The 26,482-nt window shown below is 46.2% G+C and carries 17 protein-coding genes; 12 read left to right on the top strand and 5 right to left on the bottom strand.

The window, feature by feature from the left end; translation table 11 throughout:
* Window positions 1–13: 13 nt before the first annotated feature.
* The 11 genes from HQ39_RS04400 (at window position 14) to nhaA (ending at window position 17,771) form a co-directional block, all read left to right on the top strand.
* Window positions 14–2,053: a thiamine pyrophosphate-dependent enzyme gene (locus HQ39_RS04400; RefSeq protein WP_036864091.1), complete on the top strand. Its 2,040-nt coding sequence runs from the start codon at window positions 14–16 to the stop codon at window positions 2,051–2,053.
* Between the two features lie 14 nt (window positions 2,054–2,067).
* Window positions 2,068–2,577 carry a flavodoxin gene (locus HQ39_RS04395; protein WP_036791463.1) on the top strand — a complete coding sequence of 170 codons (510 nt, stop codon included), beginning with the start codon at window positions 2,068–2,070 and terminating at the stop codon, window positions 2,575–2,577.
* A gap of 892 nt (window positions 2,578–3,469) precedes the next feature.
* On the top strand, window positions 3,470–4,957 hold the full coding sequence (locus HQ39_RS04385; RefSeq protein WP_036846294.1) for an IMP dehydrogenase: 1,488 nt from the start codon (window positions 3,470–3,472) through the stop codon (window positions 4,955–4,957).
* Window positions 4,958–4,991: 34 nt separating this feature from the next.
* On the top strand, window positions 4,992–5,600 hold the full coding sequence (locus tag HQ39_RS04380) for a riboflavin synthase (protein WP_036846297.1): 609 nt from the start codon (window positions 4,992–4,994) through the stop codon (window positions 5,598–5,600).
* A 15-nt stretch (window positions 5,601–5,615) separates the two neighbouring features.
* Entirely contained in the window at window positions 5,616–6,176 is a 561-nt protein-coding gene (locus HQ39_RS04375; RefSeq protein ID WP_036791471.1) for a nitroreductase family protein, read from the top strand.
* A 100-nt stretch (window positions 6,177–6,276) separates the two neighbouring features.
* Entirely contained in the window at window positions 6,277–7,923 is a 1,647-nt protein-coding gene (locus HQ39_RS04370) for a fumarate hydratase (RefSeq protein ID WP_052079437.1), read from the top strand.
* Window positions 7,924–7,936: 13 nt separating this feature from the next.
* Window positions 7,937–11,389 carry an AAA domain-containing protein gene (locus HQ39_RS04365; protein WP_152565501.1) on the top strand — a complete coding sequence of 1,151 codons (3,453 nt, stop codon included), beginning with the start codon at window positions 7,937–7,939 and terminating at the stop codon, window positions 11,387–11,389.
* Between the two features lie 673 nt (window positions 11,390–12,062).
* Entirely contained in the window at window positions 12,063–14,495 is a 2,433-nt protein-coding gene (locus HQ39_RS04360) for a glycosyl hydrolase family 95 catalytic domain-containing protein (RefSeq protein WP_036864086.1), read from the top strand.
* A gap of 14 nt (window positions 14,496–14,509) precedes the next feature.
* Window positions 14,510–15,283, top strand: a complete 774-nt coding sequence (gene trmB, locus HQ39_RS04355; RefSeq protein ID WP_036864085.1) for a tRNA (guanosine(46)-N7)-methyltransferase TrmB — start codon at window positions 14,510–14,512, stop codon at window positions 15,281–15,283.
* Window positions 15,280–16,395, top strand: coding sequence for an Mrp/NBP35 family ATP-binding protein (locus HQ39_RS04350; protein WP_036864082.1), 1,116 nt, complete (start codon window positions 15,280–15,282; stop codon window positions 16,393–16,395). Before trmB ends, HQ39_RS04350 begins: the two co-directional genes overlap by 4 nt.
* Before the next feature lie 29 nt (window positions 16,396–16,424).
* Window positions 16,425–17,771 carry a Na+/H+ antiporter NhaA gene (nhaA, locus tag HQ39_RS04345; protein ID WP_036864080.1) on the top strand — a complete coding sequence of 449 codons (1,347 nt, stop codon included), beginning with the start codon at window positions 16,425–16,427 and terminating at the stop codon, window positions 17,769–17,771.
* 66 nt (window positions 17,772–17,837) lie between these two features.
* On the opposite strand, the gene HQ39_RS04340 is transcribed toward nhaA, so the two are convergent.
* The 5 genes from HQ39_RS04340 to HQ39_RS04320 all read right to left on the bottom strand — a co-directional run bounded on the left by HQ39_RS04340 (window position 17,838) and on the right by HQ39_RS04320 (window position 24,159).
* Window positions 17,838–18,617 (bottom strand): polysaccharide deacetylase family protein, encoded by a 780-nt coding sequence (locus HQ39_RS04340; RefSeq protein ID WP_036864077.1) that lies wholly within the window; start codon window positions 18,615–18,617, stop codon window positions 17,838–17,840.
* Window positions 18,605–19,324 (bottom strand): glycosyltransferase, encoded by a 720-nt coding sequence (locus HQ39_RS04335; protein WP_036791493.1) that lies wholly within the window; start codon window positions 19,322–19,324, stop codon window positions 18,605–18,607. The genes HQ39_RS04340 and HQ39_RS04335 overlap by 13 nt, the downstream gene beginning before the upstream one ends.
* On the bottom strand, window positions 19,306–20,496 hold the full coding sequence (locus tag HQ39_RS04330) for a glycosyltransferase family 87 protein (RefSeq protein WP_036864075.1): 1,191 nt from the start codon (window positions 20,494–20,496) through the stop codon (window positions 19,306–19,308). The genes HQ39_RS04335 and HQ39_RS04330 overlap by 19 nt, the downstream gene beginning before the upstream one ends.
* 160 nt (window positions 20,497–20,656) lie before the next feature.
* Window positions 20,657–21,748, bottom strand: coding sequence for an OmpA family protein (locus HQ39_RS04325; RefSeq protein ID WP_036864073.1), 1,092 nt, complete (start codon window positions 21,746–21,748; stop codon window positions 20,657–20,659).
* Between the two features lie 2 nt (window positions 21,749–21,750).
* Window positions 21,751–24,159 carry a hypothetical protein gene (locus tag HQ39_RS04320; protein WP_036864070.1) on the bottom strand — a complete coding sequence of 803 codons (2,409 nt, stop codon included), beginning with the start codon at window positions 24,157–24,159 and terminating at the stop codon, window positions 21,751–21,753.
* 850 nt (window positions 24,160–25,009) lie between these two features.
* Between HQ39_RS04320 and HQ39_RS04315 the strand changes: the two genes are divergently transcribed.
* A complete protein-coding gene (locus HQ39_RS04315; protein WP_036864067.1) occupies window positions 25,010–26,470 on the top strand; it encodes a 4-hydroxyphenylacetate 3-hydroxylase family protein in 1,461 nt (486 codons plus the stop codon).
* Window positions 26,471–26,482: the final 12 nt, after the last annotated feature.

Below are 26,482 nucleotides of genomic sequence, written 5' to 3'. Positions count from 1 at the left end.
CAGATCATAAACCATGAAGAAATATTTTACTATAACCAATACTGATAAAGAGCTTCTAAAGAAGTGGTATCACCTCCTGATGCTGGGTCGCGCTTTGGACGATAAGGCTCCAAGCTACCTTTTGCAGTCGCTCGGCTGGTCTTACCATGCGCCTTACGCCGGACACGATGGCATTCAACTTGCCATGGGACAAGTATTCGACAAAGAGAAAGACTTCTTTTTCCCCTATTACCGAGATATGCTCTCCGCTCTTTCCGCAGGTATGACAGCGGAAGAGATTATCCTGAACGGTATTTCCAAAGCTACGGATCCGAGCAGTGGAGGAAGGCATATGTCCAACCACTTTGCCAAGCCGGAATGGAACATCCAAAACACTTCTTCTGCCGTTGCAAACCATGACCTTCATGCCGTGGGTGTGGCAAGAGCGATGAAGTACTACGGACAGAAAGGTGTGGCATTCACTTCTCATGGTGACTCTTCCACTTCCGAAGGTTACGTTTATGAGGCTATCAACGGAGCTTCAAGGGAGCAACTTCCGGTCGTATTCGTTATTCAGGACAACGGCTATGGCATATCTGTTCCGAAGAAAGATCAGACTGCCAACAGAAAAGTAGCGGATAACTTCACCGGCATGAAGCACCTTCGCATCATTCACTGCAACGGTAAAGACATCTTCGATTCCATGAATGCCATGACAGAGGCAAAGAATCATGCACTCGAAACAAGCTGTCCGGTGATTGTGCAAGCCAATTGTGTACGTATCGGTGCACACTCCAACTCCGACAAGCATACACTATACCGCGATGAAGATGAGCTTGAATACGTAAAGGCGGCAGACCCTATACAGAAGTTCAGACGCATGCTCCTTAGATATAAGAGAGTGTCCGAAGAGGAGCTGTTGGAGATTGAAGAGCAGGTCAAAAAGGATGTAAAAGAAGCCAACAAAAAGGCTCTCCGTGCTCCCGATCCCGATCCGGCATCCATCCATGACTTTGTACTGCCTCCTGCATACGAGTCCACAAAATACCCCGAAGGTCTTCACAACAGCACGGAAGGCGAGCCGATTAACCTCGTTACTGCGCTCAATCAAACCCTTAAAGCAGAGTTCCGCCACAATCCGGACACGTTCCTTTTCGGACAGGATATGGCTAATAAAGACAAGGGAGGCGTATTCAACGTATCCAAGGGTATGCAGCAGGAGTTTGGCGAAGAGCGTGTATTCAATGCTCCCATCTGCGAAGACTTTATCGTCGGAACGGCTAACGGCATGAGCCGTTTCCGTAAAGACATCCGTGTGGTTATCGAAGGAGCAGAGTTTGCAGACTATTTCTGGCCTGCAATGGAGCAGTTTGTGGACACCACTCACGACTATTGGAGAAGCAACGGAAAGTTCTCCCCGAACGTTACCATACGCCTTGCCTCCGGAGGATATATCGGTGGAGGTATCTACCACTCCCAGAACATCGAAGGTGCTCTATCCACTCTTCCGGGAACGCGAATCGTTTATCCGACATTTGCGGACGATGCTGCCGGACTTTTGCGTACCTCCATGCGCTCCGAAGGGTTGACTGTCTTCATGGAGCCTAAAGCGCAGTACAACTCTGTAGAAGCACAGGCACACGTGCCGGAAGACTTTGAAGTGCCGTTCGGTAAAGGGCGTATCCGTCACGAAGGAAAGGATCTCACCATCGTTACTTACGGCAACACTCTTCTTCTTTCTCTGCAAGCAGCCAAGAGACTAAAGGAGGAAGGTGTCGGAACTGTCGAGGTGATAGACCTTCGTTCTCTTGTTCCTTGGGACAAAGAGATGGTTCGCAAGTCCATAGAGAAGACCGGCAAAGTCCTCATCGTACACGAAGACAAGGTCTTCTCAGGCTTTGGAGCGGAGATCGCGGCTACTATTGCATCCGAAATGTTCACGCTGTTGGATGCTCCGGTATCTCGTTTGGGTTCTACGTTTACACCGGTTGGCTTCAACCCTATTTTGGAGAGAGCCGTTTTGCCCAATGCGGATGGCATCTATCGTGAAGCTAAGCGTCTCATTGAATTTTAATACAGAAACAAGTTATGGAAAAGATAGGATTATTTTACGGAAAGAGTGCCAGAAAGACCTCCAAGGTAGCTGAGATATTGGCAGAAAAGATAGGAAAAGACAAGGTAGACCTTGTCCCTGTGGAGACTGCAAGTAAAGAAGACCTCAACCCATACAAGTATCTCATCATGGGAGGTGCTACATGGTTCGATGGCGAACTTCCATCTTACTGGGACGAAATCCTGCCGGACGTGGAGACACTCTCCATGAAAGGAAAAAAGGTGGCTATCTATGGTCTTGGAGATCAGGCGAGCTATCCGGAAAACTTTGTGGACAGCATCGGTCTGCTTGCAAATCTTGTCAAGCATTGCGGTGGTGAGATCGTAGGTTATACCTCTACGGAGGGTTACGAGTACGAGCGTTCGCAAGCAGAAGAAGAGGGTCAGTTCATGGGCTTGGCTCTCGATTTTGAAAACCAGGAAGCTCTCAACGAAAAGCGCATCTCGGACTGGGTGGCTCAGATCCTCAAAGAGTTCGGCATCTGATAGAGACCCCGACAGCGAAGAGACCCTTTGGGACATCGCTTTTGAGCAAGGCTCTCTCCCAAGAAAGCCGTTTACGGAGCTTAGGCGATCTTGCCGATGCTTCACGACATAAAGGCTTATAACAGACACAGACACTGCAACACGAAATGGTTGCGGTGTCTGTCTTTTTTCAGACTGCTTTGCCGATATTGGGGAGACTGAAAACGGCTCTGCCGGAAGAGCCGTTTTTATATATTCCATCCCGAAAAATGCTCACTTTTTTTCGGCTCTCTATTTTGATCGAAGGGGGTGTTTTCAGAGGGGTGTCGAATTTGTTAAATCAGCCCATTTTATTAACACCATTTTTGATACCTGTTAAGCAAAAACGCTAAACGAGCATATTCTTTCGGCTTAACGTGTTTAATTTTTCAGTAAACACGTTTACCGATTTCAATGAACACGTTTACCGGATTCGATTAACGTGTTTAGCCAAAATTATCAAACTGCTAAATATCAACAGATTACCTATTTCCCCAAAAAATGCCCTTGAAAAGGTGAATTTCTTTATTAGGAAATGTTTACAGACAGAGGTGCTAAAATTCACACCAATTAACGCGAAAAAGCCCCATGAAACGGACTGAGAAAAAATTTTTTCCAAATTCGCGATTTCTCATATTTGTCTGTTGTCTAATGGGTTATAAGAATAGAGAAAATTATCCGGACTGAATCAGGCGAAAAAAGGAGGCGATTTAGGGGGCAGACAGACCGACTGTTTTTATATAAAAATTCCCGCAAAATGGATTTGAGAATAGCCTGCTCCGGGAAGAGAGATACTCTTTTCGTCTCTCCTTTGGATAGCTGTACGGAAAACGTTATTTTTGTACCCAAATACAGTAACCTATATCATATCGTTATGGCTATTATACACCAAGAAGTTTCTCGCACGTTTGGCGAATATCTGCTTATCCCCGGATTGACAGAAAAGACCTGTACACCCGACAACGTATCCCTGCGTACTCCTCTTGTGAAATATCGGAAAGAGGATGGAGAGAGCAAGATTAACCTGAACATCCCTTTCGTTTCGGCTATCATGCAGTCTGTCTCCAACGATACGCTTGCCATCGAGTTGGCTCGCAACGGAGGGCTTTCTTTCATCTTCGGTTCCCAACCGATAGAGTCTCAAGCGGAAATGGTGAGAAAGGTAAAGAAGTTTAAGGCAGGATTCGTTACCAGCGACTCCAACCTTACACCCGATCACACCCTGCAAGATGTCTTGAACCTGATAGCCAAAACAGGACACTCCACCATCGGGATCACTCATGACGGTACGCCCAATGGTATCCTCAAAGGTATCGTAACCAGCAGAGATTACAGACTATCGGTGGATCCGAGAGACAAGAAAGTGGCAGACTTCATGACACCATTCTCTCAGCTCACCGTGGGAAAGCTCGGTATCACGCTCTCCGATGCCAATAACATCATCTGGGGACACAAGCTCAATACACTTCCTATAATAGATGACGAGAACAGACTCTGCTACTTCGTCTTCCGCAAAGACTACGATAACCATCATCAAAATCCTAATGAACTCTCCGACAAACAAGATAAAACACTTCTTGTGGGTGCCGGTATCAACACTCGCGACTACCAAGAGAGAGTGCCTGCACTGGTAGAAGCCGGAGTGGATGTGCTGTGTATCGACTCGTCCGACGGCTACTCCGAATGGCAGAAAGAGTGTCTGGAGTGGATCAAGAGCAGATACGATGTGCCGGTAGGTGCCGGAAACATCGTGGATAAAGAGGGTTTCCTCTATCTCGTGGAAGCAGGTGCGGACTTTATCAAGGTCGGTATCGGTGGCGGATCCATCTGTATCACTCGCGAACAAAAGGGTATAGGTATGGGGCAAGCCACTGCCGTGATGAACGTGGCTGAGGCAAGAGACGAATATTTTGCTTCCAAAGGTATCTATGTTCCCATTTGCAGCGACGGCGGTATCGTACACGACTATCACATGACACTTGCTCTTGCAATGGGTGCAGACTTTATGATGATGGGAAGATACTTTGCCCGCTTCGATGAGAGCCCTACCAAAGTGCTCAAGGTGGGTAACAACTTCGTGAAAGAGTACTGGGGAGAGGGTTCCAACAGAGCTAAAAACTGGCAGCGTTATGACGCCGGCGGTGATGAAAATCTTAAGTTTGAAGAGGGCGTGGACAGCTATGTGCCTTATGCCGGTAAGATGAAGAGCAATCTGGATAAGACTCTTGCCAAGATGAAAGCCACGATGTGCAGCTGCGGATCCACTACCATCAAGCACCTTCAACACCATGCCAAGATTACGCTGGTATCTTCTACTTCGATAGTGGAAGGCGGTGCGCACGATGTGATACTGAAAGAGTAAGTGAAACAATTATACAGAGAGACAAAGAGAAAAGATGTTTTCAGGAATAGTAGAAGAGGCGGGACGCATCGTTGATATTGTCCACGAAACAGGTACAGAGAATGTACACCTCACCGTAGCGTGTTCTTTCGTAAACGAACTGAAGATAGACCAGAGCATTGCCCACAACGGCGTTTGCCTTACAGTGGTGGAGCTTACGGATGAGACCTATACGGTAACAGCCATAAGCGAGACACTCAAACGGAGCAATCTGGGTGATCTTCGTCCCGGAGACTTGGTAAACTTGGAGAGATCCATGCTGATGAACGGACGTCTTGACGGACACATCGTACAAGGACACGTAGATACCACCGGACTTTGCAGTGCAGTGGAAGAGGCAGACGGCAGTACTTATTATACCATAACATACAGCGTACCCAAAGATATGGCTCTTCAAGGCTACATGACGGTAGAGAAGGGTTCGGTGTGCGTCAATGGCGTTTCGCTGACAGTGTGCGACTCCACTCCGAACTCGTTCCGTGTAGCCATCATCCCTTATACCAAGGAGCATACCAACTTCTGCACCCTTGCCGAAGGGCATAGAGTGAACCTGGAGTTCGATATCATCGGAAAGTATTTGGCAAGACTGCGCTCTCTGGAGTAATATTCCACCGACAGTATGAGTAAAGATATTTATACCCTCATTCGGGAACGGAAGAGTCATAGAAAGTATGACCCCGAATTTGAGATCCCCGATGAGGTGCTTGGCAGAATCGTTGAGGCAGGACGGCTTTCACCTTCTGCCTGCAACGGACAGCCGTGGCACTTTGTCGTTGTCAAGGATCGGGAGTTGAGGAAAAGCGTCAGCGACGCCCTGCGGACACCTCTCGCTCCGGGTATGAATAAGTTTACCACGGACTGTTCTGCCTTTATCGTCGTGGTACAAGAGCGTACCAACATCGCAGCCGGTATAGGTGCCGTGATCAAGAACACGGATTACAGCTCTTTCGATATAGGAATAGCCGTGGGCTTTCTCACCTTGGCAGCAGAGCATGAAGGCTTGGGAAGCTGTATCATAGGCTGGTTGGATAAAGGCAAACTAAGGCGTCTGTTGAATGTCCCAAAAGGAAAAGATATTCCCCTTGTAGTGGCTCTGGGGAAAAGTAATGATAAACTCTCACAAAGAAAAAGGAAGCCGGAGCAAGAGGTGATCTCTTGGGACACATATAAGAAGAAGTAAACGGCTTTCGTTGTTTCGGCTAAAAGTAGAAGATTCAATTATTTCTTGTAACTTAATAAGCGGTAAGCAAGAAATAGATATTATCACTAAATGTATTACTATGGCAGTTCCAGAATTTAAGTATCAGGCTATGTTCCCACTCGGACCTGAGAAAACCGAGTATTATAAACTGACAGATCAGTACGTGCAAGAGGTAGATTTTGAAGGCACAAAGATGCTGAAGGTAGATCCGGAAGCTCTTACACTCTTGGCACAACAGGCTTTCCATGATGTTTCGTTCTTTTTACGCCCGGAGCATCAAGAGAGTGTTGCCTCTATTCTTTCGGATCCGGAGGCTTCGGAGAACGATAAGTTTGTCGCTCTTACATTCCTTCGCAATGCAGAGGTAAGTGCCAAAGGAAAGCTCCCATTCTGTCAAGATACAGGTACAGCCGTGATCCTCGGCAAGAAAGGACAGAATGTCTTTACCGGTGTATGCGATGAGGAGTATCTTTCTCGCGGTGTGTATAATACCTATACCCAAGATAATCTTCGCTATTCCCAAAATGCGCCGTTGGATATGTACAAAGAGGTCAATACCGGATGCAATTTGCCGGCTCAGATAGACCTTATGGCAACGGAAGGCGGAGAGTATAAATTCCTTTGTATAGCCAAGGGTGGCGGTTCTGCTAATAAGACATACCTCTATCAAGAGACCAAGGCTCTTCTCAATCCGGATACGCTTGTGAAGTTTCTTGTAGATAAGATGAAGAGTTTGGGTACAGCTGCTTGTCCTCCTTATCATATAGCTTTCGTGATTGGCGGAACATCGGCAGAAACCAACCTTAAAACCGTCAAGCTGGCAAGTGCAAAGTATTATGACGAGCTTCCGACCAGCGGAAACGAAGGCGGTAGAGCTTTTCGCGACATAGAGTTGGAGAAGACTTTGCTGCAAGAAGCATATAAACTCGGCTTGGGAGCGCAGTTCGGCGGAAAATATTTCGCGCATGATATTCGTGTCATAAGGCTTCCACGTCACGGTGCATCCTGCCCTGTAGGAATGGGTGTAAGCTGTTCGGCAGACCGCAATATCAAGGCAAAGATCAATCGTGAAGGTATTTGGATCGAAAAGTTGGAGACTCATCCGGAACGTCTTATCCCGGCAGAGATGCGCGAAGGACACGAAGGAGAAGTGGTGAAAATAGATTTGAACAGACCGATGGCAGAGATCCTGAAAGAGCTTAGCCGTTATCCGGTCTCCACAAGACTCTCTTTATCGGGTACCATCATCGTGGGTCGGGACATCGCTCATGCGAAGTTGAAAGAGCGCATAGACAGCGGTCAAGGATTGCCCGAATATGTCAAGAACCATCCGATATACTATGCAGGACCGGCAAAGACCCCGAAAGGAATGCCTTCCGGATCTTTCGGACCTACAACGGCAGGGCGTATGGACTCTTATGTGGATCTCTTCCAGAGTCATGGCGGAAGCCTTATCATGATTGCGAAAGGTAACCGTAGCCAACAGGTTACAGATGCTTGTCATAAGTACGGAGGCTTTTATCTCGGCAGTATTGGCGGTCCTGCTGCAATCTTGGCACAGGATAGCATCAAGAAAGTAGAGTGTTTGGAGTATCCGGAATTGGGTATGGAGGCGATCTGGAAGATAGAAGTAGAAGACTTTCCGGCCTTTATTCTCGTGGACGACAAAGGCAACGACTTTTTCAAAGTGATCTCTCAAAAGTGTGAGGGTTGCGCTTTGAAGTAAACTTTATACCTCGTTGAACGATCGCATAGATAGCAGATACCATGATGCCGTCAGGGCATTGTTGGGAGAGTTATCGGGCGATGTTTCAAGAGAGATCTCCGTTAAGGATTGGCTGTTGTGCCTGTCCGGGTTTTTGGAGATCGCCACTATCGACAGCGGTCTGACCTTTGAAGGGCATTACGCAAGGCTTGTATATCTTCGTCATGTCCCGGTATTTGAGGGCTGTTCACAGCTTTGCAGACGCATCGTGAACAGGTATATCAATTTTTTGAAAAGAGATCCGTCCGAACTTGTTGAAGATACGGAGCGACGTGCATTAGCTGCTTTCATAGGGCACTATTGCGGAGAGACTGCTCTCGGAACGGATTTTATGGATAAGGAAGCGAACTCGCAGGAAGTACCCGATGTACTTCCTGCGGGTTCGCTTCCCTCTTTTTTATATCTGGTAGTAGAAGAGATCGGAGAGACGAGTGTGAATGGCTGGGCGTATGGAGAGAATAAAGGTGTGTGGGAAGAGTATTATCTCACCTTTCTTTACCGTTATACTTACCAGCATGGAGCTTATGACCGTTTGGGCGCACAGGTAGAAAGAGGCAGTGTGATACATCTTTACGACATTCGGGAAACGGCGGAGGGGTTGGTACCACTGTTTATAGTCGTAAGACCGGATATTATTCTGGATGTAACTTCCATAGCCGAATGTTTCGTCTCACAAGATTTCTCCGATCCTATGCTCTTCTTGCTTGCAAGGCTCAAACCGCAAAGCCACTCGTGGTATCTGCTTCGGGGAGCTGTGGCGAATAAGTTTCTCGATGATCTTGCGACCTCTTCGGAGAGTGTCTCATTCACTTCTTCTTTTCACGCTGCATTCTGTGCAAATGCGCTCGGATTTGCTTATGCCCGGCTTCCCGTAACATTTGGTGAAGAGGCACAAAGCCAATACGACAACATCCGTAAGAGCATCCGGCTTCTGCGGAAAGAGCAGTTTGAAAGCGTTGCTTTGGAAGCAGAGATTCATGCACCCCTCTTCGGAATGAGGGGACGTATAGATATGCTCTCAAGAGACGGCAGCAGGCTGCTGGAGTTAAAGAGCGGAAAGCCCGGAAGGGGAGGGCATCCCCAACCGCCTCATGCCATTCAGACCATCCTCTATAACCTCATGAGCGAAAAGGCATTCGACTTTCCTCCGGAGCAGAGACAGAGTTACCTTTTGTACGCCACTACGGGCGATCTGTTCCCGATACCGGCTACCCGAAAGAGTGCAATCCTTGCAATGGGACTTCGTAATAAGATGGTCGGCATCCTGCTTCTCGGTTCAAAAGATCAAACAGGCGGGCAAAAACTTTGGGAGATATTGGAGCAATACCTTCATTTGAATACCGACTCCTCCGAAAATCCTCCCTATGTCCGGGACGAATGCAGAGGTTTGTTGCTCTCCATGGGAGGCAGTCGGGATCCGCTTTTACACGCCTATCAGAGAGCTTATTTCGGTTTTTTGATGCGGGAAGAGATGGCTGCTTACACCAATCAACACAGCAATATGCTTCCCGACGGCACACACACGCCCCCTCACTCGCTTCCGCAGTGGTGGAATGAAAGGGAAGGAGAAGCGTGGACTAACCTTATATTGATGAAGAACAGCTGTACGGATGCCGATCATCCTCTGCTTATCTTCTCGTGGGGCGGCGATAAAGGGACAATGCCGGAGGTTGTACCGGAAGCAGGAGAGCTTCTAAGGCTCTATCCTGTATCTTCCGGAGCGGAGGCTTATCCCTGTTTGCGTTGCAGTGTTGCCGATACTTCGCCGGAAGGATTGACGGTAAGACTGTTGTACGCTCAACCCGATGCCGAACTTCTGCAACTGCGAGAAGGAAACAGCTATCACTTGGAACGCATCGGAGGTCAAAATATCGGAGTGGCGCACCAGTACAGAGCAATAATGGCTTTGGGGCGCACCACCTCACGGCGCAGAGACCTTATCCTTACTCGTGCAGCAGGTTTGGGACGGAGCACGGAGCCGTCTGCCTGTAAAAACGACTTGGACAGAATCGTACAGAAAGCACTTCGGGCAGAAGAGTACTTCCTGCTTGTCGGACCTCCCGGTACGGGAAAGACCTCTCATGCACTGCGGACGATGGTCGAAAGATTGCTTGCCGAAGGTAAACGGATAGTGCTGACAGCCTATACCAACAGAGCGGTGGACGAAATCTGTTTTGCCTTAGAGGAGATACCGCAAGCGGCAGGATACATCAAGGTAGGCAGGGAAAGCATCACACCCCAATCCGTAAAACCGCATCTTCTTTCCGAGCGTACGGCTCACTGCCGATCCCGAAAAGAGATTCTCGATATTACGGAAAGTTGCCCCGTTTTTGTGGGTACTACACTCTCTCTTCTCGGACACTCTCTGTTGTGGAGCAGGACACCGTTCGATGTGCTTATCGTCGATGAAGCTGCCCAACTATTGGAACCTCAACTTTTGGGTCTGCTTACCGCCACTGTCGATGAGGATGGAGAGAGAAGAGAAGCGTTCAAAAAGTTCATTCTCATCGGGGATCACAAGCAGCTCCCCGCGGTAGTGGCGCAGGACAACGAAGGGCTTACAAGCACAGATCCACTGCTGAAAGAGCATCGGATGGAGCAGCTCTCTCATTCGCTTTTTCAGAGACTGCTGGAGCATGCCAAGCGCAACAACCATACCCATCTGTACGATGCCTTGACCCTTCAAGGGAGGATGCACCCGAAGATAGAGGCTTATCCCTCAGTGGCTTTTTACGACTCTCTGCTGAAACCATTGGGGCTGCCACACCAGCGAGAAGCACTGCTGCCGTTTGCTCTGTCGGAAGAGGAGGAGAGCCTCACCGCCATACTGAAAAGGGAGAGAGTACTCTATCTCGACACTCCGAGAGAACAGCACTCGGAACATAAGGAGAACCGGGCAGAGGCGGAGCAGGTCAAAAATCTGGTACAGACGCTTCTTGTCATGGCTCACACGGCAGGTAAGCGCATTGTCCCTACTCATCCCAAAGAGGCTACAGACCGGCTTTTGAGTCTTGGCATCATCACGCCATACCGCCGTCAGATCCTGACCATCAGACAGACGCTTCGTTCGCTTTCGGATGATGCGTTGCTGGTTTCGATGGTAGGTAAAGACTCTTTGCAGTATCTGCTCGATCATCTTGTGATAGATACGGTGGAGCGTTTTCAAGGCTCGCAAAGAGACATCATTCTATACTCTGTCTGCACCAATCAGCCGTTTCAGATCTCTTTCCTTTCCGGCTCTTCGTTTCGGGACGAAGCCGGAAAAGAGATAGACCGCAAGCTCAATGTGGCACTCACAAGAGCCAGACATCAGATGATTTTGCTGGGAAACAGAGAGATACTATCGCTTAGCAGAGCTTATAGCGGATACATTGAAAGAGCGGCGGAGGTACCCCTCGAAGCACTCTCAAAACGGGTAAAAAAGTAGCTCTTTTCGGGAGCTTTTATATAAAAACGGCTTGACACTCTATCGCCGAAATCGCTCTCTTTTTTCTTCCGATTCTCTCCGGATAATTTTCTTTATTCTTCTAATTCGTTCTATAACAAACGAATATGAGAAATCGCGAATTTGGAAAAAATTTTTTCTCAGTCCGTTTGATGGGGCTTTTTCGCGTTAATAAGTCTGAAATTTAACACCCTCTTCTGTGAACGTTTCCTAATAAAGAAATCTGCCTTTTCAGAGGTATTTTGGGGTAAAAACACGTAGGTGGTTCATTATTAATGTTTTAGCCGTTTTGGCTAAACACGTTAACCGAATCCGGTAAACGTGTTTAATGAAATCGGTAAACGTGTTCATTGAAAAATTAAACACGTTAAGCCGAAACAATATGCTCGTTTAGCGTTTTGGGTGAACAGGTATCGGAATTTGTGTTAATAAAATGACCTGAATTTAACAATTCGGTCGTGCTCTCAGAACGACACCTTTGATCCAAATAGAGAGAGGGAAAAACGGAAGGTATCCATCGGTATGGAATATATAAAAATGCCTCTCTGTCAGGAAGCTATTATTTCTTCTTTTTTGCCGGTTCCCATTAGGGGTCTGCTTCCCGGCTATCCGGAAAAATATTAGTATCTTTACCCATTATTTATAGATAATTGAGATGACGGTTATTACAAGACTATCCGGAAAAATATTGCTGTGTCTGCTCTTCTCGTTTGGAGTGATAAGCGGGGTGGATGCAGCTTCTAAGAACTACTACTATTTCACTTCACCTGCAAAAGTATGGGAGGAACAGCTGCCACTGGGTAACGGACGGATCGGACTCATGACCGATTCTCGCCTCAGCCATGAGACTATCACGCTGAACGAGATTTCGATGTGGTCCGGCTCTAAAGAGAATACGGATAACCCCAAAGCCTTGGAGTCGTTGGAAGAGATTCGTCGTCTGCTCTTTGCCGGAGAGAATAAGAAAGCTGAAGAACTCGTTTATCGTACCTTTGTTTGCGGAGGAAAGGGGAGCAATTACGGGAGAGGAGATATTGCCCCATACGGATCTTATCAGCTCTTTGGACGTCTGCATCTGAGCCACTACGGGATAGAACCCCAAGTGACAGACTACAAGAGAGCACTGGACATAGACAACGCACTGGCTGAAACCACCTTCTCCTCCGGAGGAGTGCGGTACAGCAGAAAATACTATACCTCTTTTGCAGACGATGTTGCGGTCATCGAACTGACCGCATCGGAGTCGGGCAAGCTCTCTTTCGACCTTGCCTGGAGCCGTCCACAGCATGCTCATTTTCGTCTTACCAAGAATGGTGCCGTGATAGAAGGAGCTCTTCCGGATGGTGCAGGCGGCTATGGTAACAGATTTTTCGGAGAAGCCCGTGTCGTTCTGCCCGAAGGTGGAAGCATCTTCCCCAACAACGGCTCTTTGGAAGTACGTCAAGCCACTTCCGTACTCATCCTCATTGCAATGAACACCTCTTATGGTGGAGTGAACGAAAAGGAGAGGGTCACCAAGAGACTGGATGAAGTGGCAGCAAAAGCCTCGCTCGACTTTCTCAGAGAAGCGCATACGAAAGCATTCAGAGAGAAGTTCGGACAGACGGCAGACCTGTCTCTCGGAGAGCATCCCAACGAACAACTTCCGATGCCGGAGAGATTAAGACTGTTCCATGAAAACCATGAAGACCTTCCGTTGGTTGCGTTGTATCAGAAGTTCGGACTCTATCTTTTGGTCTCTTCGACACGTGAAGGCGGTTTGCCGCCCAACTTACAAGGACTTTGGGCAAGCACCATAGCAACGCCTTGGAACGGAGACTACCATTTGAATATTAACCTGCAGATGAACTACTGGCCGGCAGAAACAGGCAATCTTTCTCCGCTTCACCGGACTCTTTCGGACTGGACACTGGATCAGGTAGAGAGTGGAAAGCGGACTGCAAAAGTGTTCTACGGAGCAAAGGGATGGGTTACTCACATTCTTGGCAACGCATGGCAGTTCACCGCACCGGGAGAACACCCTTCATGGGGTGCCACAAACACATCTGCGGCATGGCTCTGCCAACACTTGTTCAGACATTACAGATACAACCTCGATAAGGCTTATCTGAGAGAGGTATTCCCTGCAATGCTCGAAGCATCGCGCTTCTTTGTGGATATGTTGGTGAAAGATCCTCGCAACGGCTACCTTGTAACAGCCCCCACAACCTCTCCGGAAAATTCATACTACACACCGAAAGGGGAGGTCGTACACATATCTGCCGGATCCACAATGGACAACCAAATCATACGCGAGCTGTTCGGGAATACCATAGAGGCGGCTCGGATACTCGGTATCAAAGATCCGCTGCTGAAAACAATGGCTCAGAAGAGAGACAGCTTGATGCCTACGACAATAGGTGAAGACGGCAGAATACTCGAATGGCTTGAGCCATACAGAGAGGCAGAGCCACATCACCGCCACGTCTCACACCTTTACGGACTCTATCCGGGCAGTGAAATCAGCTTGGAACACACGCCGGATCTGGCGGCAGCCGCAAAGAAAAGCCTTGATGCACGTGGTGATGTGAGCACGAGTTGGTCTATGGCGTGGAAGATAAACTTCTGGGCAAGACTGCACGAGGGAGATAGGGCATTCAAGCTCATTACCGAACTTCTTCGCCCTTGCAGTGTGCAGGGTATGGACTATAAGGGGTACAGAAGCGGAACACTGCCTAATCTTTTCAGTGCGCATCCGCCTTTCCAGATAGACGGAAACTTCGGAGGTGCTGCCGGTATCATGGAGATGCTGTTGCAGAGCGAGTCCGGCGTGATAGAGGTAATACCTGCACTGCCCTCTTCATGGCGTAAGAGCGGAAGCTTCCGCAACATTAAAGTAGTGGGAGATGCTCTTATCTCTGCCGAGTGGAAGGATGCCAAGATCGTTGCTTTTACACTGACGGCTTCTGCTCCTTATACTCATAAGCTGAAAGCGGACAAGGGATTGGAGACACTCCGACTGCAAGTGAAAGGAAAAGGTTCGGCTAAACGCCAAGGCGGTTACTGGATACTGAACCTCAAACCGGGCGATACGGTCTCTGCCCGTTAAAGATATAGAAGAGAATGGGAAAGAATAAGCTTGCCAAGTTTGCCGATATGGCTGCCCTGCCCAATGTGTACGAATATCCTTTCGGAGTGCTTCGTACCGGGGTGCAGTTCCCTTTCCGTGGAGAGTGGAGAGCCAAAGTGTTCGGGAATGATGCTCCCATTGTTTTGGAATTGGGCTGTGGCAGAGGCGAATATACCGTGGAAATGGGACGGATGTTTCCGGATAAGAACTTTATCGGAGTGGATATCAAGGGAAATCGTATGTGGACGGGAGCAACCACAGCCCATAGAGAGGAGCTTTCCAATGTGGCTTTCCTCCGGACGGAGATAGAGTTTATCGAGACATTTTTTGCTCCCGGAGAGGTGGATGAGATATGGATCACGTTCCCTGATCCGCAGATGAAAAAGGTGCGGAAAAGACTTACCTCTGTCCGGTTTATGCAGATGTACAAGAGAATCCTTGCTTCCAACGGAGTGGTACACCTGAAGACGGACAGCCGGTTTCTCTATACATTCACATCCGCAATGGCTCGGCACAACGGCTTGGAAGTGATCCGTTCCATAGAAGACATAGACAAAGAGGTGGACGAAGAAGATCCGTTGAGAAAGATTCGTACCTACTACGAAAGCCAATGGAGAGAACGAGGATTGACGATAAAGTATATCGTACTCTCTCCGGCACTGCTCACCGATCACTCCGAAGACCCTGACATAGAAATAGAGCCGGATAGTTACCGTAGCTTTAACCGGGAAAGAAGAGGCTCTCTTAACTTAAAATCGAATATATGACACTTAAATTATATCCCAATCTAATATTGGATGCCTTGCGGAATGTCCGCTATCCGGGCAAGAGCGAAGATATTGTCAGCGCAGGAATGGTACAGGCTGACAGCATACACATAGCTGGCAATAAGGTTTCGTTTGAAATACATTTCCCGAAAGAGAATGACCCTTTTGCAAAGTCTCTTGTTCGGGCAGCAGAAACAGCCGTCAATACTTATATCTCTCCGGATGTAGAGGTAAAAGGAAATGTAACAGCCGTTTTCCCTAAAGTGGTGAAAGAGGAGAAGCCTCAACTTCTTCCCGGTGTGAAGAATATCGTCGCCATATCTTCCGGTAAAGGGGGAGTGGGAAAAAGTACCGTTACAGCCAATCTGGCTGTCGCCCTTGCCGCTTCGGGCTATAAGGTGGGTGTGTTGGATGCAGATATATTCGGTCCAAGCATGCCTAAGATGTTTTGCTGCGAAGAGGCAAGACCCTGCTTGGAGAATATCAATGGTAAGGATCTTATCATCCCCGAAGAGAGTCATGGCGTCAAACTGCTCTCGATAGGATTTTTTGTTAATAAAGATGCTCCGGTACTTTGGCGCGGAAGCATGGCATGCAATGCCCTGAATCAACTTATAACAGAAGCGCATTGGGGAGAGTTGGATTACTTTCTCATCGACCTTCCTCCCGGTACCAGCGATATTCATTTGACACTTATACAGACTCTCGGCATCACGGGCGCAATAGTGGTTACCACGCCTCAGGATGTGGCTCTTGCGGATGCACGAAAAGGGGTGAATATGTTTTTGGATGAAAAAGTCAATGTTCCGCTCTTGGGTTTGGTAGAGAACATGGCATGGTTTACACCCGAAGAGCTGCCGGAGAATAAGTATTACATCTTCGGTAAAGAGGGAGGTAAACGCTTGGCAGAAGAGGTCGGAACCCATCTTCTTGGACAGATACCGCTTGTTCAGAGCATTCGTGAGGGAGGAGACAGCGGTGTGCCCATCGCTGCCAATCCCGATAGCATTGTCGGACAGGCGTTCCGCGAATTGGCTGCCAAGGTAATCGAGAGCGTAGAGGAACGTAACAATACTCTCCCTCCGACCCGGAAAGTGGAGGTAACACATTAGTAATAACACAAACACAAATACTTATCGCAATGCAACAAGAACAAGCACAATTCCGGATAAGTAAGGTGGTGCAGAGTATCAATCCCTCCTTGCTTCTCTTTTTGGCGGCTTTGGCTGCTATCATTTTTGCCAACTCTCCCTGGCAAGCACAGTATTTCAGCTTTCTCAATAATCCGATCAAAGTAAATATCGGAGATTACGGACTCTTTGAACATCACGGGAGACCGATGACGCTGCAAGAGTTCGTGAACGATGCTCTTATGGCTATATTCTTCTTCGTAATAGGCCTGGAGATTAAGATGGAGCTTCTTATAGGACAGCTCTCAAGCGTTAGAAAAGCGATGCTTCCGGTGGTTGCGGCCATAGGAGGAATGATAATACCGGTACTTGTTTTCTACGCATTTGTTCACGATGGAGGTATGGCAATGAGAGGTGCAGCCATACCTATGGCAACGGATATAGCTTTTGCTTTGGCTGTTTTGGCGGCAGTCGGCAAGCATGTCCCTCCTTGTCTGAAAGTCTTTTTGATGTCTTTGGCTGTGGTGGATGATATTGGCGGTATCATCATTATCGCTCTTTTTTACAGCGGACAGATACATCTAACCTCTCTGTTGATAGGGCTTGGTCTCTTGGTGGTAACCTATATCTTGGGACGTAAAGGGATGGACAAGGCGTACATCTACTATTTCATAGGCTTCATTGTCTGGACTTTCTTCTTGCATAGCGGTATTCACACCACCATTTCCGGAGTATTGTTGGCGCTTACCATACCTTCTAAGTGTACAGTTCGCCTGCCTCAACTCAAGGAGAGTCTATCGGACTTTATCGGAGATTTCAATGGTAAGTACGAGATCGAAGCAGATAAAGCACAGAAACTCTCTCACCGTCAGCTGGTTCGTTTGCGTCTTTTGGAAAAAAAAGTGGAGCGTTCTATCTCTCCGCTTCAGTTCATTGAGCACGATTTAAGTCCGGTGGTAAGCTATATTATTTTACCTTTATTTGCTTTTGTCAATGCCGGTGTAACATTCGGAGGAGTTACCATGTCGGATCTTTTGGGACTGCCTATTGCAATATTCTGTGGGCTTTTTATCGGAAAGATGTTGGGTATCTCTCTCTTTACTTATATACCGAACAAGATTGGGATATTGAAATATCCTGAGGGAATGACGACACGAAATCTTATCGCTATATCTATTTTTGGAGGCATCGGCTTTACGGTTTCGCTCTTTATAGCCTCTCTTTCTTACTCTCCCGAAACAGCAGAAGGTGTAAATCTTCTAAACCAAGCAAAGATCGGAGTATTTTCCGGTACCATAGTTTCCGCTCTTGTCGGATTTTTTGCCTTAAACTTTGCTACGAGGCATCTGAAGAAATAAAGAAAATCCCCGATTTGAATCCAAATCGGGGATTTTTTGTTTACGGTAGTGTGTTGGCTGCGTATTCTAAAAAACGTTTTCGAGCATCTCTCTGCATCTGGCAAATTGTGCATTCTGTTCCTTTAAGCGATCTATCAGTTCGGATAGCCTGAATAACGCCTCTTCTCCGGTATTTTGTCTCATATAGAACGGTAGCTTAACGAGAGGTTCCGATGGCAGGTGTACAAATTCCCAAGGATGGAAATAGATATTGAAGTACTGTTTGTCTCTGTACGTGTAGATGCAGAGATCGTTGAATATCTCCATCGGGAGATTGTGAAAACAGAGCCAAAAGAGAGGAAAACGTACTATTGGTGTAACGGATGCAGGCAGAACCAACAGCTGTTCGGGTGAGATAAACGGACGTGTCGGTTTGCCTAAGTTGTTGTACCGTCCCGGCATCCACGTCGGATTCAGAGAGGAATCGTACTTATAACCTGCATTTTTGAGCGCATACCCCGATACATTCTGCATACGAGGCATACGGAATCCTACCACATCGTATCCGGTAATCTCCTGCAGCTTCAAACGGGAAGAGAGAAGATCTTCTACATGGAATGCGGAGTGATAGTAGCCGTGCGAGGCGAGTTCATGACCCTCTTCCGTGATGCGTCGAACCAGATTCGGACGCTCTGTTGCAAACGTTGCGGTGCAGAAGAATGTTGCTTTTACATCTTTTTCTTTCAGTAGAGAGAGAATCGCTTCAGTACCGCGAGCCGATATTTCTATCTGCTTTTCAAATGGTATCGGATGACCAAACTCTACGGGAGCATCGAACTCCTCTATATCGAAACTTAAGAAAACCATCTTGATTGGAATACTTTAGGAAGGACACGAAGCTCCTTAAGAAGGACTTTCATGCCCATTCGGGATAAAACTACTTCATCTCTTACCTTTGCCGGAACGCCTTCCACTTTCAGGCGTTTTTTCACAGCTATCGAGATGAACTGTGTATCGAAGAGGAAAGAGTCTATATTCGTTTCCAGAAAAGCCTCTTTCCCTTTCCGGTTGAATCCTTTCAGACCGCCTTGTGTGTCTGTATATGGAAGACCGAGCAGTACTCTATTGACCAGATGAGAACCGTATGAGAGCAGTTTTCTCAAGGCAGGCAGACGATGCTGATAGCTTTTCCGCCTGATGGCAATCACCGCATCAGCTCCCGAAAGAAGGCTTTCGATAACATTGGTATAAGAAAACGACTCGAAAGGGAAGTCATAATCTGTGTACAGGATCAGGTCTGAGTCCGACATTTCTACACCTGAACGGAGAGCAAAACCTTTACCCCTGTTGACCTCGTAAGAGACATACCGCACGGCCCAAGGCAGATCGGCAATCTGTTGTTTCACCTCTTCGCTGTAATAAGAAAACGATCCATCCGGAGATATAATAAGAGAGATCTCCAACCTGTCCGAGTATTGCTCGGAGATAGAAGAGAGTTGCGTGTGCACTGCTTTCACCCACTCTCCTTTCGGTTTATATGCCGGGAGAATGATGTCTAACGTCTGTTTTTGCATATCAAAAGTGGCTCAAGGGTCATTCTTGCCCATAGGATGAGGGCAAAGATAACTCCAAGATTATTGTGGTCAAGTATTATTCTTCGGATTTTTACGGGACATATCACATCTATGGGGCAGATGACATAGAAGAAGAAAAAGAGAGCTGTGAATATCTTATCCGTTTTGGACATGTATCCTTTGGCATACACCCAAAGAAGATACCCCGTCATACCTATTATATAGGTGTGTCTTTCGGTGGAGTTCCCCCACACCATCAGCGTCATCATTACCGTTCCGAGCAGCATTGCTCCCAGCATCGGGCGCAGGCAGTCTCTTCTCTCCCTCTCTTTTGTCTGCATCAGACAGAGAGCTATACAGACTGTCGGTAAGAGTGTAGCAACAATGAGTATCGGTAGTGTATATTCGTAGATCTCCGGTAGTCCGGCTTTAGCAATGAAGCGGTAGGCTACTTCAAAACGTTCGGGAGCTTCCCGTATGGAGATTGCCTCAAACCATGAGCAGTAGTAAGGCAGAAGTCCGTCCACTCCAACCTTTAGAGCAGGAAGAAGTAACGCTATCACCGAAAATACCATTCCGTGTCCGATGTTTTTCCAAAAACGAGGATAGAAAAAGAGTAGTACTCCGGCAAAGCCGATATACACTTTTGTGAAAGCCCCTATGACTAACAGAAGTACCGCCGGAAGGTATCGTCTCTCTTCCATCCATTTGTAAATAAAGAGAAACATAGCAGTGGTGAGAAGGTTGAACTGGAACGACATGATGGATGAAACCATAATTCCCACAAGCAGGAAGAAGACTACGGCAAGTCGCTTACTATTCCAAACTTTACAGCTATACAAGGAGTAGAAGAATGCCGAATAGCTTGTGAGATTCCAGAGAGAAGCTCCCAGCCACCAAGGAAGGAAGGCAAACGGAGTGAAAAGCATCGAGAAGAGCGGACCGTACAAGTATCTGTCGAGCCCGTTTCCGGCAACCCCGGTATGATCCCAACCGGAATAGGGATTGATCCCTGCCCAGAAATCTTTAGACCCATAGGCAAATATCTGAAAGTTGTTTGCCTTTAGGGAGACCAGCTCGGTAGTGGAGAAAATCAAGGTAAGCAGTAATCCGAAGAAGAAGATGCTCTCCGGCTGCAAGAGTAGAGTCTTGACGCTCTTTTTCTGTATCATTTGTTGTCAAATGGTCATTAGAGTTCTCACAAAGATACCATTTCCCCTCGAAATTGTGTTTTCACTCCTGCTTTCGCTCATGAAAGGAGAACTAATGAAAACGGAGATGTGTTGCGCAAACACACCTCCGTTTTGAGTTATAACACATCAGGGACGAACATTATAGAGAGCTCCAATAGTCGTCGGACTCTATAATTTCGATCATGATTTTTCTATCCTGCTTACGAGTGCTGTCCGGCTTCTCTTTCGGAGCCAATGCCACTCGCTTACCAAGCCCTCTGTACTTCAGTTTATCTTGAGGAACACCTCTGGAGATAAGGGCATTGACAACAGCTTTCGCTCTTTCATTGGAAAGTTTATCGTTGTACTCATCGCTACCCACATTGTCTGTGAACCCGGATATAAGGAATCGTTTATTGTTATTCTGGAGCATGAAAGCCGCCGTTTGATCCAAAGACTGCTTAGAAGTATCGTCTATCACACTGCTGTTAAATGCAAAGAAGATTCCTTCCAGAAGCATAGGGATAGAGGTTGAAGAGAGAGATGCCGGAGCAACTTTTACTTCTTTTTCGACGATTTTCTCTATCACTTTTTCTACGTATCTTATCTCCGTTTTGGGCTGCATTATCTTAGGCTCTCCACCGATACGCATCTTTATACCTACACGAGCATACCAAAGTCCGGATCTGTCCATGTGTTCAAATGCCTGATAACCGCTTTCCATATTTAGCCCCCAATGATCGTTAAACCAAAGATTGATGCCCACACCTCCGTATATGGGTATAAGATGTTTTCCTTGTATCTGATGAGGAGTCTTGTATTCAACACTCTTTCCGTCGATTTGAATCTTTGGGCTTTCTTTTGAGAAACCATTAAAGAAGTATCCTGTCCCTATTGTCAGATAAGGATCAAATAGTGGATTCGGACGAAAATATTCGCCAAGCCTATAGCGTATTCCCAGATTGGTCAGGAGAGCAAACTCTTTGTCGTAACTTACCGACTGGGTAAGATCCACAGCCCAGTGTCTTCCAATCTCTTTCCCAATTCCTATATGTCCTCCGAAAAGTACACTTCTCTTATCCACAGAGATAAAGTAGTGATGAGCCTTTTTAGAAGCCTCTGCAATATCTATTCTGGAAAGTCCGAGAGCATTACCTCCAAGAGAGATTTCCCATGCTTTCTTTACGGGTTGCTGTGCATAACCTCCAGCCATGATGAGGCTAAAAAGAAGTATCCGTAGTACTGTCTTCATGATTATTCTTCGCTATAAGTTACTTCAATCGGAGCCACTTTACCTTCATATAGAGGGTTGATTTTTAGTTTGTATTGACCCGGATGAGCCGGATCTTCAATAAGCTCTCTGTGTATGTTGTCCAAGCCATTCCAAGCTATGTTCCCACTTTTGCCGGAAGAAACAGACCAGTTGTATGAGACATATATTCTGGATCCTAAACGGACATTCTTCAGTTCAAACGTTGGTGTCCCAAGGGTTGGATGTTTTTCGGATGTGTCTGTATAATCTTTCCCTCCATAATTGGCTTTGATGAAGAGTACTGTTTGTGCTTTTGCTTCTTCTTGTGTGAATGGCGGATAAAGTACGGTCATTCTTTCCGGTTTAATGGTAACCTTTCTCTTGCTTTGAGGGAATATCGCATCAAGATTTATGGTACTCGTATCAAGCTCCCCTGTTACTCTTTCAAATAATATGGTATCGTCATCTTGTACGATCTTTTTATGCAATACAAGTTTTTTTATCTGAGGAAGATTTTGTACCGGCGGCACTTCAACAATAATTATTCCTTTCAAAACTCCCAAATATTTACCCAAGTCGAAGTCTATGGAGTAGTACTCTCTCTCTCCTCCCCACAGGTTACTCTTGTCGAGAACAAGATCCGAGTCTACTATTTTCTTCTTAATGGTAAAGTTGCCAAACATCTGATCTATGGTAAATGGTACCGAAATCTTATGTCCACCACCATCTAAAATAAATGAAGTCGGATCTTCAGGATTCGATATTCTGTATCCGGTAGCATAGTTGCCAAATCGTGGTCGACTATCGTCTATGAGATGAGCCGGAACGGGTTCCCAAGGAGAGCCAGGCTTGCGATGGATTTCTATAGCAGAATTGATTTGAAGAATATTATGTCCCATAACATAAAAAATGGAACGAAGCCTAACCCTTGCATGAATTCTGTTTGGAACAAAAGTGTTTCTAGCAGCTCTTCTTGTTTTACCTTTATATTTAACAAATGGAGCCCCAAATGATGCCATGTCTTTGAATGGCAACAGGTTCAGAGGTATGCGAAACTCTCCGTTGGTATCTGCCACAAAAGCTAAAGCCGGATCTAATCCGGGCATTCCCGTGACAATACTTCCCGGAGCCAACTCTCCATTTTTATCATAGACCTTATAAAGAACCCCATCGGGATGACTGTATTCACTGAAGTTTGCAAGAGAAAATTGTGCAATAACGTTGAACATATTGTCTATAATGGGAGTCTCTGCTCCGGGAGTTCCTGGTACAGGAGGTACGAAGTCGGTATTGCCACACTCACAAGAAGCACTTATGAACTCGTAAAAGTCGTCAAGAGAGTTCTTTTCGCAATCCCACGGCTCGTTTGTGTTTCTGTTTCTGATAGGATTTGTCGTTCCACATCTTTTGGCAAGATCTTCTTTCCAAAGCTCATAGGTAGAAAGACCATTGTTTCCATTTTGTCCATTCTCCCCGTCTTTTCCATCATTCCCATCCTTACCATTGGATCCATTTTCTCCTTTAGCTCCCATTAGGAAAGCCCAAAAGTCTGCCTCTGAATTGGCTTCAGGTGGCCATTTTTCTCCCGGTTTATGTGGATGCGGTACATTGCCGGAAGAGATGAACTTCTTCCAGACTTCATAAGCAGAGTCTCCGTTATTACCTTTTGCACCATCCTTGCCATCTTTACCATCCTTTCCTTTAGCAGGAATACCTGTGTCTTTGTCTCCTATCCACCAGTTCCCGTTTTCGCCAATGTGTGGAGAGATACCGTTTTGTCCATTCTCTCCATTCTCTCCATCCTTACCGTCTTTACCTTTGGCTGGGACACCGGTGTCCTTGTCTCCTATCCACCAGTTTCCGTTTTTGCCAATGTGCGGAGAGATACCATCTTGTCCATTCTCTCCATCTTTACCATCCTTACCATCCTTACCATCCTTACCGTCTTCACCTTTGGCAGGGACACCTGTGTCCTTGTCTCCTATCCACCAATTGCCGTTCGAGCCTATGTGTGGAGAGACACCATCTTGTCCGTTTTCTCCATCTTTGCCATTGTTACCGTCTTTACCATCTTTACCTTTGGCAGGAATGCCCGTATCTTTGCTACCAATCCACCAGTTACCATTTGTGCCGATGTGTGGAGAGACCCCATCTTTACCATCTTTCCCGTCTTTGCCTTTTAGGTAGAGAAAGAAGTCGGGAATATTTGTACCTCCATTCCAGATAATAATCTTTTTTTCTACCTGTCGCTTCCATATTTCGTAAGCTGATAACCCTGCCTCTCCTTGAGGCCCTCTTTCTCCTTGAGGTCCTTCGGGAAGTATAAAGTCTACTTTTTCACATGCTGTTAATCCTACAATTAGCAGCAACAAAAGAAATAATCCCTTGAAGAGAAAACTGTTTTTACTCATAGTCGTAAATCAAATGATTCATTTTTCTGTGTTTGTATTTTCTATTTATGATAAAAATCGCTTACTGTTATTCTATCTTTAACGAGTCGTATCGGTAACTAAAAGATATACATCTCATAGTAACAGGCTCTTAAATATTTCTTTTCAACCTGCAATTTTAGTGATAAATAGTTTGGGGACCAAATTATTTATCAAAATAGTTGAGATTTTTTATTTTGAGTGTGAGTGTAAATATAATTTTGCGCTGATATTTTCTTATATCATGATACTTCGTTTTGTGATAAAGAGGAGAGGCTGCTTCAGATTTTTTATCTTAAAAACAAGTTCTAAAGAGGATTTTATAGGCATCTGTTGGTAGGTTCAAACAAATTACATATTTTTGTAGCGAAATAGAATAACATTTTCAAACACTACAACAAAAAACTACATGCGATATGCGCTCTCAAGGAATATGCAAGAGAGTATCGGTGCTTATAGCACTAAAGATTCCATGTCAGATTGGCACTTAGAGTTACGACTTTAAGTGGTTTTTTCGTGCAATCTTTTGAGAGCCATATCCGGAACAGAAAACTATATTACTAATATTATAAAAATAGATTCAGAAAGAGAGTTTTTGACACTTGTCAAGTTCCTGCCAAAGTAAAAAGCCTCTATGATTTTTGTCCAATGCATGAGGGGAGACGGATTAAAATTCTTTTAGCAGGATTATGTATGGCAAAGCAAAAAACACATGGAAGATACCTTTTATGGGACTACTGCCTATAGTCATACTTACTCAACAAGATAAAGGAGCTTTCTTTCTCTGCTACGGAAACTAATGTTTTATCACTTATAAAACTCAATACAGCTTATGATGACCAGCGAACAGTATGTAGAAAGTCTGAGAAAAATGAATCTTCAGGTCTATTTTATGGGAGAAAAGATCGATAATCCTGTGGATCACCCAATGATAAGACCTTCGATGAACTCAGTAGCAATGACTTACAAACTGGCAGAAATGGAGGAGTACAAGGATCTCATGACTGCCACAAGTAATCTTACAGGCAAGCGAATAAATAGATTTTGCCACCTTCACCAAAGTACAGAAGACCTTAAGAATAAGGTGAAAATGCAACGTCTCTTGGGACAGAAGACAGCTTCTTGCTTCCAACGTTGTGTGGGTATGGATGCATTCAATGCAATCTATTCTACAACGTTTGAAATGGATAGAGAACTGGGAACCGAGTACCACAAACGCTTTGTGAAGTACATGGAGTTCGTTCAAGAGAACGACCTCGTTGTGGATGGCGCAATGACAGACCCTAAAGGGGATAGAAGCCTTTCTCCTTCTCAACAGCCGGATCCGGATCTATACGTTCATATTACAGAAGTACGACCGGACGGTATCGTGGTAAGAGGTGCCAAAGCTCACCAAACAGGGGCTGTAAACTCTCACGAACACTTGATCATGCCCACAATAGCAATGAAAGCAGAGGATGCAGACTATGCAGTGTCTTTTGCCGTGCCAAGTGATGCGGATGGCGTGATAATGATATACGGACGCCAATCTTGCGATACCAGAAAGATGGAACCGGGTGCAGAGATAGACCTTGGTAACTCTGAGTTTGGCGGACATGAAGCTCTCGTAATATTCGATGACGTATTTGTGCCAAATGAACGTGTGTTCATGTGTAAGGAGTACAAGTATGCAGGTATGATGGTAGAAAGATTTGCCGGCTACCACAGACAGTCTTATGGTGGTTGCAAGGTCGGCGTTGGCGATGTGCTTATCGGTGCTGCTGCTCTTGCTGCAGACTACAATGGGGTGCCTAAAGCCACTCATATCAAGGATAAACTCATAGAGATGATCCATCTTAACGAGACACTCTACTCTTGCGGTATAGCTTGCTCGTCCGAAGGAACCCAGATGGATGCAGGTAACTATATGATAGACCTTCTTCTTGCAAACGTATGTAAGCAAAACATTACGAGACTTCCGTACGAGATAGCTCGTTTGGCAGAGGATATTGCAGGAGGTCTTATGGTTACAATGCCCTCTGAACAGGATCTCCGTCACCCGGAACTTGGACCTATCGTGAAGAAATATCTTGTAGGTGCTACCGGTAAGGATACAGAAAATCGTATGCGTATATTGCGTTTGATCGAGAACATTACACTCGGTACAGCTGCAGTGGGATATCGTACAGAATCTATGCATGGTGCCGGTTCGCCTCAAGCTCAACGCATCATGATTGCAAGGCAGGGAGATCTGGAAGCTAAGAAAGAGATGGCTCGTGCTATTGCGAAGGTAGATGTCTCTAAAGATAAGTAAACAGAAGCCCAT

It is taken from the genome of Porphyromonas sp. COT-108 OH2963 (assembly GCF_000768895.1).
Classification (GTDB): domain Bacteria; phylum Bacteroidota; class Bacteroidia; order Bacteroidales; family Porphyromonadaceae; genus Porphyromonas_A; species Porphyromonas_A canoris.
Note: the sequence above shows the minus strand (reverse complement) of the source record. Positions and strands in the feature narration are given on the sequence as shown.

What these genes read in the sequence shown, in the direction of transcription:
- HQ39_RS04330 (WP_036864075.1), bottom strand. Translation starts at nt 20,496, where the DNA reads ATGATACAGAAAAAGAGCGTCAAGACTCTACTCTTGCAGCCGGAGAGC.
- nhaA (WP_036864080.1), top strand. Translation starts at nt 16,425, where the DNA reads ATGCAACAAGAACAAGCACAATTCCGGATAAGTAAGGTGGTGCAGAGT.
- trmB (WP_036864085.1), top strand. Translation starts at nt 14,510, where the DNA reads ATGGGAAAGAATAAGCTTGCCAAGTTTGCCGATATGGCTGCCCTGCCC.
- HQ39_RS04340 (WP_036864077.1), bottom strand. Translation starts at nt 18,617, where the DNA reads ATGGTTTTCTTAAGTTTCGATATAGAGGAGTTCGATGCTCCCGTAGAG.
- HQ39_RS04335 (WP_036791493.1), bottom strand. Translation starts at nt 19,324, where the DNA reads ATGCAAAAACAGACGTTAGACATCATTCTCCCGGCATATAAACCGAAA.
- HQ39_RS04315 (WP_036864067.1), top strand. Translation starts at nt 25,010, where the DNA reads ATGATGACCAGCGAACAGTATGTAGAAAGTCTGAGAAAAATGAATCTT.
- HQ39_RS04375 (WP_036791471.1), top strand. Translation starts at nt 5,616, where the DNA reads ATGAGTAAAGATATTTATACCCTCATTCGGGAACGGAAGAGTCATAGA.
- HQ39_RS04325 (WP_036864073.1), bottom strand. Translation starts at nt 21,748, where the DNA reads ATGAAGACAGTACTACGGATACTTCTTTTTAGCCTCATCATGGCTGGA.
- HQ39_RS04385 (WP_036846294.1), top strand. Translation starts at nt 3,470, where the DNA reads ATGGCTATTATACACCAAGAAGTTTCTCGCACGTTTGGCGAATATCTG.
- HQ39_RS04380 (WP_036846297.1), top strand. Translation starts at nt 4,992, where the DNA reads ATGTTTTCAGGAATAGTAGAAGAGGCGGGACGCATCGTTGATATTGTC.
- HQ39_RS04395 (WP_036791463.1), top strand. Translation starts at nt 2,068, where the DNA reads ATGGAAAAGATAGGATTATTTTACGGAAAGAGTGCCAGAAAGACCTCC.
- HQ39_RS04370 (WP_052079437.1), top strand. Translation starts at nt 6,277, where the DNA reads ATGGCAGTTCCAGAATTTAAGTATCAGGCTATGTTCCCACTCGGACCT.
- HQ39_RS04360 (WP_036864086.1), top strand. Translation starts at nt 12,063, where the DNA reads ATGACGGTTATTACAAGACTATCCGGAAAAATATTGCTGTGTCTGCTC.
- HQ39_RS04350 (WP_036864082.1), top strand. Translation starts at nt 15,280, where the DNA reads ATGACACTTAAATTATATCCCAATCTAATATTGGATGCCTTGCGGAAT.
- HQ39_RS04400 (WP_036864091.1), top strand. Translation starts at nt 14, where the DNA reads ATGAAGAAATATTTTACTATAACCAATACTGATAAAGAGCTTCTAAAG.
- HQ39_RS04320 (WP_036864070.1), bottom strand. Translation starts at nt 24,159, where the DNA reads ATGAGTAAAAACAGTTTTCTCTTCAAGGGATTATTTCTTTTGTTGCTG.